The organism is Variovorax sp. OK212, from assembly GCF_900112425.1.
Lineage (GTDB): Bacteria > Pseudomonadota > Gammaproteobacteria > Burkholderiales > Burkholderiaceae_C > Variovorax.
On the sequence record NZ_FOLP01000048.1, the window covers coordinates 1 to 8226 of the forward strand.

Annotated in this window: 9 protein-coding genes, 2 pseudogenes and 1 other annotated feature; of the genes and pseudogenes, 6 read left to right on the top strand and 5 right to left on the bottom strand. The window is 63.9% G+C overall.

Translation table 11 applies throughout. The features are described 5' to 3' along the window. On the bottom strand, nucleotides 1–308 hold a 308-nt coding region (locus BM004_RS40205), incomplete at its 3' end, for a helix-turn-helix domain-containing protein (protein WP_143072699.1). A 182-nt stretch (nucleotides 309–490) separates the two neighbouring features. Here BM004_RS40205 and BM004_RS40210 point away from each other — a divergent pair. Beyond that, the gene (locus tag BM004_RS40210; protein WP_093222516.1) at nucleotides 491–721 is read left to right on the top strand and encodes a helix-turn-helix domain-containing protein; all 231 of its coding nucleotides are present in this window, start codon (nucleotides 491–493) and stop codon (nucleotides 719–721) included. A gap of 240 nt (nucleotides 722–961) precedes the next feature. Here BM004_RS40210 and BM004_RS40215 read toward each other — a convergent pair. Further along, nucleotides 962–1279 (bottom strand): annotated as a pseudogene (locus BM004_RS40215) (IS3 family transposase); the annotation flags it as partial. Between BM004_RS40215 and BM004_RS40220 the strand changes: the two are divergent. Beyond that, complete coding sequence (locus BM004_RS40220) at nucleotides 1188–1514, top strand: LysR substrate-binding domain-containing protein (protein WP_256220313.1); 327 nt, start codon at nucleotides 1188–1190, stop codon at nucleotides 1512–1514. The pseudogene BM004_RS40215 and the gene BM004_RS40220 sit on opposite strands and share 92 nt — an antisense overlap. A 210-nt stretch (nucleotides 1515–1724) precedes the next feature. Here the strand turns inward: BM004_RS40220 and BM004_RS40225 are convergent, their stop codons facing one another. Together BM004_RS40225 and BM004_RS40230 are read right to left on the bottom strand one after the other, a co-directional pair. Next, nucleotides 1725–2585, bottom strand: a complete 861-nt coding sequence (locus BM004_RS40225; RefSeq protein ID WP_093222519.1) for a DMT family transporter — start codon at nucleotides 2583–2585, stop codon at nucleotides 1725–1727. Continuing rightward, the gene (locus BM004_RS40230; RefSeq protein ID WP_256220314.1) at nucleotides 2585–3421 is read right to left on the bottom strand and encodes a MurR/RpiR family transcriptional regulator; all 837 of its coding nucleotides are present in this window, start codon (nucleotides 3419–3421) and stop codon (nucleotides 2585–2587) included. The genes BM004_RS40225 and BM004_RS40230 overlap by 1 nt, the downstream gene beginning before the upstream one ends. A gap of 128 nt (nucleotides 3422–3549) precedes the next feature. On the opposite strand from BM004_RS40230, the gene BM004_RS40235 reads away from it, so the two are divergent. Continuing rightward, a complete protein-coding gene (locus BM004_RS40235) occupies nucleotides 3550–4446 on the top strand; it encodes an oxidoreductase (RefSeq protein WP_093222523.1) in 897 nt (298 codons plus the stop codon). 1025 nt (nucleotides 4447–5471) lie between these two features. On the opposite strand, the gene BM004_RS42385 is transcribed toward BM004_RS40235, so the two are convergent. Next, on the bottom strand, nucleotides 5472–5597 hold the full coding sequence (locus BM004_RS42385; RefSeq protein ID WP_256220317.1) for a hypothetical protein: 126 nt from the start codon (nucleotides 5595–5597) through the stop codon (nucleotides 5472–5474). A gap of 456 nt (nucleotides 5598–6053) precedes the next feature. On the opposite strand from BM004_RS42385, the gene BM004_RS40250 reads away from it, so the two are divergent. The 3 genes and pseudogenes from BM004_RS40250 to BM004_RS40260 all read left to right on the top strand — a co-directional run. Then, complete coding sequence (locus BM004_RS40250) at nucleotides 6054–6356, top strand: helix-turn-helix domain-containing protein (protein WP_093222525.1); 303 nt, start codon at nucleotides 6054–6056, stop codon at nucleotides 6354–6356. Further along, a complete protein-coding gene (locus tag BM004_RS40255) occupies nucleotides 6356–7687 on the top strand; it encodes a HipA domain-containing protein (RefSeq protein ID WP_093222528.1) in 1332 nt (443 codons plus the stop codon). Before BM004_RS40250 ends, BM004_RS40255 begins: the two co-directional genes overlap by 1 nt. Before the next feature lie 96 nt (nucleotides 7688–7783). Further along, nucleotides 7784–8226: pseudogene (locus BM004_RS40260) on the top strand (transposase); the annotation flags it as partial. Then, nucleotides 8062–8178, top strand: a sequence feature (AL1L pseudoknot). (Overlaps the previous pseudogene by 117 nt.)

Here is an 8226-nt window from a genome sequence, read left to right on the forward strand (position 1 = left end):
CCGAGCAGTTCATAGCGGTAGCCCGCCACCGCCCCGACGCGGTCGACCACGAGGCCGCGCCCCGCTGGCACATGGCAGAAATCCGTCCGGCGCGCTTGGTCGCCGAAGAAGCGCGACACAGGCACGTGAAGTGCCTGCGCAATGCGGTCCAAAGTCTCCACCGAAGGCGACACCAAGCCATTCTCGATGCGAGACAGCATCGAGCGTGAAACGCCCGATGTCGAGGCAAGTGCACCGGCGGACGTATCGGCTGCCATCCGCAGCGCCTTCACCTGCGCGCCGATGAGCGATGCTGAAGCACTGCGTATCACCGGTGCCAGCCGCCGCGGCCGGGCTCCCGTCACTGAGACGGGCAGCCTGAACGGACGCGCTGTCGGGAAAAGCGAAGCAACTTGTCGGTTAGCCATGTCCATCGTCCTCGAAAGTGAAACGCCGACCAGACGTCGAATCCTAATACGGGATATTCTAAAACGGGATGTACGTTTGATGAATGTCCCGTGGCCTGCATTCACCTCCGTATAAGAAGCTTCGTCTGCTTCTCACCGAGGCACGTGCGAGAGCTGGGCTGACACAGCTGCAGGTAGCGGAGCGCGTTAAGCGACCGCAGTCCTACGTCTCTAAGTACGAAAACGGCGAACGCCAGCTGGACGTCATAGAGTTCATCGCGATCTGTGCTGCCATGAATGTGCACCCCTGTTCGCTTGTAGAGCAGCTAGTCTGAACTAGGGCCTGCGGTCGAGGGTCTTAGTCCGCTCAAGGCCGTCGTTGACGGTCCTGCGGTCTAGGGCGTGACGTCGGCGACGTGCCGAAGCAGGCCGAAGCCGTCCCGCCAAGCGCGGCCATGGACGGTGGCGGTGCGCTGGTTGAGGCACTTGATCTCTCCGGCCTGACGTTTGAGGCTTTGGTCGACGAAGCTGACACGATGGCCGACTGGGCTGCAGCCGGTCTCATGGACATCGACCTAAGCTTTTTGAGCTTTCTCGAACTCTATCGGACTGACGTAGCCGAGCGTCGAATGACGACGCTTCGGGTTGTAGAACCGCTCGATGTAGTCAAACACATCGGCGCGGGCCTGTTCCCTGAACCGGTACATCTTTCTGGCCGTGCGCCCAGCCTTCAGTGAACTGAAGAAGCTCTCCATGGCCGAGTTGCCCGAGACCTCGCCCGCGCGGCTCATGCTGCACGTGATGCCTTGCTCCTTGAGCAGCTCCTGGAAGTGCTCGCTGGTGTATTGGTCGCTATGGTTCAGTTCGGCTGAACTTGTAGATTCCCCGCGCCTGCATGGAATCACGTTGGCGAATGCTGCGCTGTGCCACCCGGCTGCGGCCGATGGATTGGGGGTTGCCGTCGCCCAGCGGGCCTACGTTGACATCGACCTCCGCAGCGGGCGGCTCGTGATTGCCGTGGATCACGTCGCCAGAACGGAGTCTGGTTACTACTTGGTCTGCGGTCCACTGAAAGCCGCAGAGGCTCCCGTGAAGCTTTTTAGAGATTGGATCCGTTCTGTCCGGTAGCAGCGATGCGAGGCGGCGCGCCGGATTGCCCCCTCGCGCGTCGGCAACACTTCTGCGCAGGCTGCCGCCCCAAGCCGCCAGGAGCCGATCAAGAAGGCATGTACCGCTGATCCATGGGGCCCATCGTACTCAGGCTGAAACTCGTTAGGGGCAGCCAGTCCTTACCTGTGAACCCTTGCTACCGCGCGCGGCGCCGGCTCGGAAACAGCCTCAAAGACTGATCGCCACGATTCCGGCCAGCACGACGGCTGCGCCGGAGAGGCGGCGCGCAAGATGACCTTCGCGGAACCATAGGCACGCGACGAGCGAGCCGATGACGATCGACGATTCGCGCAGCGGCGCGACGAGCGCCACCGGCGCCTTCAGCATGGCGGTGAGAACCAGGACGTACGCAAGCGGAGAGAACACCGCCACGATGAGGATCGGAACGGCGTCGGCACGAAGGGCCGCGCGAACATGACGGCGTCGGCGCAACAGGCTGGGCGTCAGGATCAGGCTCTGCAGCAGCAGCGTAGAGGCGTAGTAGCTCAGAGGCGCCAAGTGCAGTCCGATGACCGAGTAGCCGTCCCAAAGCGTGTACGCGGCGATGGTCGCCCCCGTCGCAGCGCCCCAGAGCAAGCCCTGCAGCGGGCGGCCGCCCCCGCGGCCGAACGGGTTGCCGGTGACCACGAGAATGCCGGCCACGACAAGCGACGCACCGAACATCGCGCCTGTGCTGAGCCGTTCACCCAGGAGCAGGATGGCGAAAAGCATCGTCAGCACCGGTCCGGTACCACGCGCGACCGGATAGACCACGCCCAGTTCGGCACGGTCGTACCCGGCTTGCAAGATGAGCGAGTAGGCAGCGTGCAGCACGGCCGAGACAGCGGCACCGCCCCACAGCCGCCCGTCGAGCATCTGCTGCGCGCTTGCGCCGAAGGCAAGGCTGATCGGGAAGCACAGCAGCGCCGAAGCACAGGTGTAGGCGCCGACGAACAGCACGGCATCGCCGCGCTTGAACTTCGAGGCCAGGTTCCATACCGCGTGGGCGATCGCCGCGGCGAGGACCATCGCGACGGTGCCGGGCAGCATCAGCCGATGTCAGGCAGGTCGATGCCCGCCCGTTCCGCACGGCGGCTGCGCTGCGGGTCGCGCAGAGCAAGGGCCGCGACCAGAGCGTCAATCACCACGAGCTGCGCCAGCCGACTCCCGGCCGCAGCCATCTGGGCCGGCAGCGGTGCACCCCCGACAACCAGGGCGACGTCCGCGAGGGCCGCCAGGGGTGTGCCGTACTGGTTGGTGACGGCGATGAGCGAGGCACCGGCAGAAGACGCCGCATCGGCGATGGCGAGCGTGGTCGACGTGCGCCCGGTCGAACTGACGGTGATGACGGCGTCACCGGGTCTGAGGAGGCGCGTAGCAATCATCGCCGACAGGTGATCCGGGATGCCGATGGTCATCACGCCGACCGCGCGCAGACGGAACACCGCATCGGCGGCGACCGTCGCAGAGGGGCCGGCGCCGAAGGCGATCACCTGGCGCGCGCGCTGGATGGTGCTCACCGCCCGGTCGAGCGCGGCCAATTCGACGGCCCCGCCGAGCGCGGTCAGCGCGTCGGCGCCTGCGCGGATCGAGGCCTCGAGCACCGCTGCCGTCGTCGCGCCCGCGGCGAGTGCGTCAGGGGGCGCGAAGAACCGGGTAGTTCCGCGTGCACGAGCGATTTCGATCTTCAGTTCGGCGAACCCGCTGAACCCGATCGCACGTGCGGCACGGACCACGCTCGGCGGCGAGACCCCGGCACGGGCGGCCACCTGCGCGGTCGTGCTCGCCCCGACGAACAAGGGATCGGCAAGCAGGAGCTCGACGACCTTTGCTTCGCTTGCAGCGAGGTCGCCACTGCGGGCCTGGATGCTTCCGATCCACTGCATCAGTCGCGCGCCAACCGAAACTGAATTACCATTTTCATTCATATTTCGTAATATATTACATTGTCCACCGGTCGTTGCAAGCACGATCGACACGACACCAATCACGCCAGTCGAAGGAGCCTGTCTTCATGAATGCACTCAACGATTCATCCATCGCCGTTGTGGGCCCGGGGGCCATTGGCACCGCGGTCGCGGTGGCCCTGCACGAAGTCGGTCGCACGCCGTTGCTGTGCGGCCGAACACATCGCGACCGCCTAACGCTGGAGGATGGCGACCGCCTCGTCACCGTTCCCGTCCCGGTCCGGGTAGATCCCGCACAGGTCGGGCGCACCGTCGACCTCGTGTTTATCGCGGTCAAGGCGACACAGATCGAGGCGTCCGCCGCATGGCTCGCCGCGTTGTGCGGCCCGGACACGGTGGTATGCGTGCTGCAGAACGGCGTCGAGCAGTTGGAGCGAGTCGCCCTCCATGCCCCACGCGCGCGGGTCGTTCCCACGGTCGTGTGGTTTCCTGCACAAGCGCAACCCGATGGCTCGGTGCGCCTGCGCGGGGACATGCGCCTCAGCCTGCCAAACACGCCGGAGGCAGGCGTAGTGGCAGAGGCGCTGCAAGGCAGCCGGTGTCGCGTCGAGCTGTCGGCGAGCTTCACCGCGCTAGCATGGCGCAAGCTGCTGCAGAACGCGGCGGCCGGACTCATGGCGCTCACGCACCGGCGTTCCGGCATGTTTAGCCGGTCCGATATCGCCGAGCTGGCCCTCGCCTATCTCCGGGAATGCCTCGCTGTAGCCCGCGCCGAGGGTGCGGAACTCGGCGACGAGGTGCTGCGGGAAATTCTCGACAAGTTCCAGGCATCTCCCGCGGACATGGGCACCTCCATCCTCACGGATCGCGAGGCCGGCCGGCCGCTGGAATGGGATGTCCGCAACGGGATCATTGCCCGTCGCGGCCGCGCTCGTGGCATCCCGACGCCAATCAGCGATATCCTGGTGCCGCTGCTTGCGGCCGCGAGCGACGGCCCTGGCTAACCCTGCGGCCGACGAGCGCACTGTCGCGCCTCTTTTTCTTCGAAGCCGCAATCCTTGGTCGAGCTGCTCTCCGGAAGCGTGCGATCACCGGCCCCCCCACGGCCCACGGTCCTAGTCCGCTTTGAATCCCGAAGCTTTGACGACAGGCTCCCAGAAGGCACGCATCTCGCCGAACCTGGCTCGGGCCTCAGCCGGCGAGCTTCCCGTCTCCACAAAGCCGAGCGTAAGGACCTTGCGCGCAGATGGCTCGGTTGCAACGGCTTCTCGGATCGCAGTGCTCCATTCGGAGACGATAACGGCAGGCGGTCCAGGAGGCAGACATATGGCCAGTACGCCCACCGCGGTGAGCTCTTTCGGCCGAATTCGCCGAACGTCGGACCGTCGGAACGTCAGGCAATAGCGGCGAGCGCTGCGCAGAGGTGGCTGCCAGCACGCGAAGCTTGCCGGCCTTGTGGTGCTGCGCGAAGTCTCCAACCGTCAAACTTCCCGCGGCGACATTGCTGCCGATTAGGTTCCCGATCATCGGGGCTGCCCCCCCTGAAACGGCACGTCCTGCAGCGGTGTTCCGATGACCTTGGCGATCTGCAATCCCAAGAAATGGGTTGGACCTCCCGATGCTGCGTGGCCGAAGTTGGCATGCTCGAAATGGGCTGCACCCATTGCGCATATTCGGCAAAGGTCTTGACGGGCGAGGACGCGGGGACAGCCAGCGCCATCGGAAACTCGACGACCGTCGACGCCGGCAGGATATCCCGCTGCGCAGCGTAGTTGAGCTTGTTGAAGACAAACGCATAGATCGATTGCAGGAAGTCAGCGCACAGCATGCCACGCTGCCGTCGCCCGGGGGCGGCACGCAGCGCATCAACCGCGATCTTCCGCCGGCGCCGGGTGTGTTCTCCACCACGAGCGTGTCTTGGCGCCGGTGCAATCGAGATCAGCTGGTCCAGATTGCACTGGCACTAACACCAGATTTGGTGGCGGCACTGCGCGTACTACGAACGTATCGGCCGCCCGACGCATCAGTGCTAGAGCCCGCCTTTGCGCGGTGTCGCGAACTCAGCTGGTTCCTGGCCGAGCGGAAACGCGACCACATACAGAATCTTGGCTGGCATCGGCTTGGCCTCCGCATCACCGCCGAACTTGAGCTGCACTTTGCGCTCCGCATGGCACAACGACACCCGGAGCTGGAGCAGATCATCGATCTGCGCCTGCAGGACATCCTAGACCTCGAATTTGCCGGACTTGCTGTACATGCCCGCGCGATTTCGGTGTTCCCGAAAGTAGTCCACCAGCTCCGCAAAAGCCTGCTCAGCCTCCCGCCCCCATCTCGAACGCCGGCTCCAAGAGGTCCATGGTGCTCGTCTCCGCCAGTTTGGCCAACTGGCCACACATTCCACGAGATTGGAGGACGGCACCCTACGTGCTCATGGGGGACGCCCGACGACATCACCGTCTGGGCCGAAATGCCGGCGTTTCGGGGGGTGTATTGTTCCGCCATACCGGAACAATTTGGCATTCTGATCGCATTCTGTGTTTGTTACGGAATCGCGAAACTAATAGATGATTTTAGGTAGTGAGCGTATAGTTCCGGTAAACCCGGAACAATAATGGCCCGCACCCTTCCCACATTCCAGCAAAATCTCAGTCCAGCAGCTGCGACGCTAGAGCAACTGGGAAAGATCGTTCGAAATCGACGCGCGCACTCTCACCTGCGTATCGATGACGCGGCATCGCTCAGTGGTGTCTCCAGTGACGTGCTGTCACGGCTGGAAAACGGAAAGCCGGTGACGGTGGACAAGCTGATGCGGGTGCTGGAGAGCATGGGTTTGCGCATGTTGATCGTGCCCAAAACTCTCGTATCTGACCTCGAGGACGTGATACAGCGCAAACACAAGGGTGGGGCTCCGTAATGGAAGGGTACCTCCTCGATGTGTGCGCTGGAGCCGCACGGGTCGGCACGCTGGGCTATGACCAAGCGCAAGATGCCTTCCATTTCGAATACGAAGCTGCATGGCTCGAGCTTCCGGACCGGTACCCGCTCTCGCCACATCTGCCCCTGGAGGGTGGAGCGGCGCCCCAGGCAATCCGCCGCTTTCTGGAGAACCTGCTCCCTGAAGGCGAAGCCCTGGTTGTGGCTGCCAGCGATGCCCGGGTGGCGCGCAACAACGTCTTCGGGCTGCTTCGCCATCTTGGTCACGAGACCGCCGGCGCGCTGAGCTTCGTTCCCGCCGGCCAGGTTCCCGCAGAGCAAGAACCGCTGCGCCGGCACTTGACGTTCGAGGAGCTGCAGGCTCGCATCGACAACCGCGCGAACGAACCGTTCAACCGGTGGGACGGGAAGGTTCGAATGTCTATCGCGGGGCATCAGGACAAGCTGCTGGTGGCCATCGAAGACGGAGAACTGTTCCTGGTCGACGGGACGCTGTCGTCGACGCACATCCTCAAGCCAGAACCCACGGGCGATGCGGCACGGTTCATGGTGGCCAACGAGCATTTCTGCATGCAGCTGGCCAATCGTATCAGCCAGCGGCGCTGGCATGCGTCATTTGCCGCGGAGGTGAGCATTCTGCGCGTGCCGTCGCCTGTGTTGAGCATCGTGCGATTCGACCGTCGTAGCACGCCAGCCGGCGTCGAGCGGGTGCACATCATCGATGGCTGCCAAGCGTTGGATTTGCCTGTGAGCGCGAAGTACGAGCGAAACGTGGGGGATGCGCCGGACGTACGGCACATTCGCGATGGCGCCAGCTTCGAAAAGCTCGGCACGCTCAAGCCAAGCTTTGTCGAGCCTGCTTTGGCCACCCAGCGGCTGGTCCTGTGGGCAGTGACGACGCTGCTCCTCGGCAACAGCGATTCACACGGCAAGAACATCTCGTTTTTCGTTGACCGCACAGGCCTCACGCCGACGCCCCTGTATGACCTGGTGAGCGTGGTGCAGTACGAGAAATTCGATCACGACCTGGCGATGGCATTCGGCGACGAGTTTGAGCTGGAGGCCGTGCTCTCGTTCGCACTTGCGGACTACTGCTTGCGCGCGGGCGTTGACCGCAAATATTTCGCACGAGAGCTGAAGCGACTATGCGAGCTCGCGCTAAAAGAGGCTCCCGTGCAGGCGGCTGACACCGCATACACGGGGGAGGAGGTTGCATTCGTTCAGACCCTTGCTGAGTTCGTGACTGCTCGAGCGAAGGCCTTGCTGGACATGGCGCGCGACATACCGAAGTTCGACGCAGACAACTTCTAGCCGTCGGCTTCGCTGAACGAGGTCGGCGGGCGCGCCCATATGGCTGTTGAATCGCCCCGGATTTGTGGAGGCTCAACACTCTGAGAGGATTGAGCCATGAAGCAGTCGAACAAGTTTTCACCTGAGGTGCGTGAGCGCGCGGTGAGGATGGTGCAGGAGCACCGTGGGGAGTACCCGTCGCTGTGGGCGGCGATCGAATCGATTGCACCGAAGATCGGCTGTGTGCCGCAGACGCTGAACGAATGGGTCAAGCGCGACGAGGTCGACAACGGCGTGCGCGAAGGCGTCACGACCAGCGAGGCCCAGCGGATGAAGGAGCTCGAACGCGAGGTCAAGGAACTGCGCCGAGCCAACGAAATCCTGAAGCTGGCGAGCACGTTTTTCGCCCAGGCGGAGCTCGACCGCCGGCTGAAGTCCTGAGGGATTTCATCGACAGGCATCGTGACACCTTCGGGGTCGAGCCGATCTGCAAGGTCTTGCAGGTCGCCCCGTCGGGCTATCGGCGGCACGCGGCACTGCTGCGCGAGCCGCACAGGCGC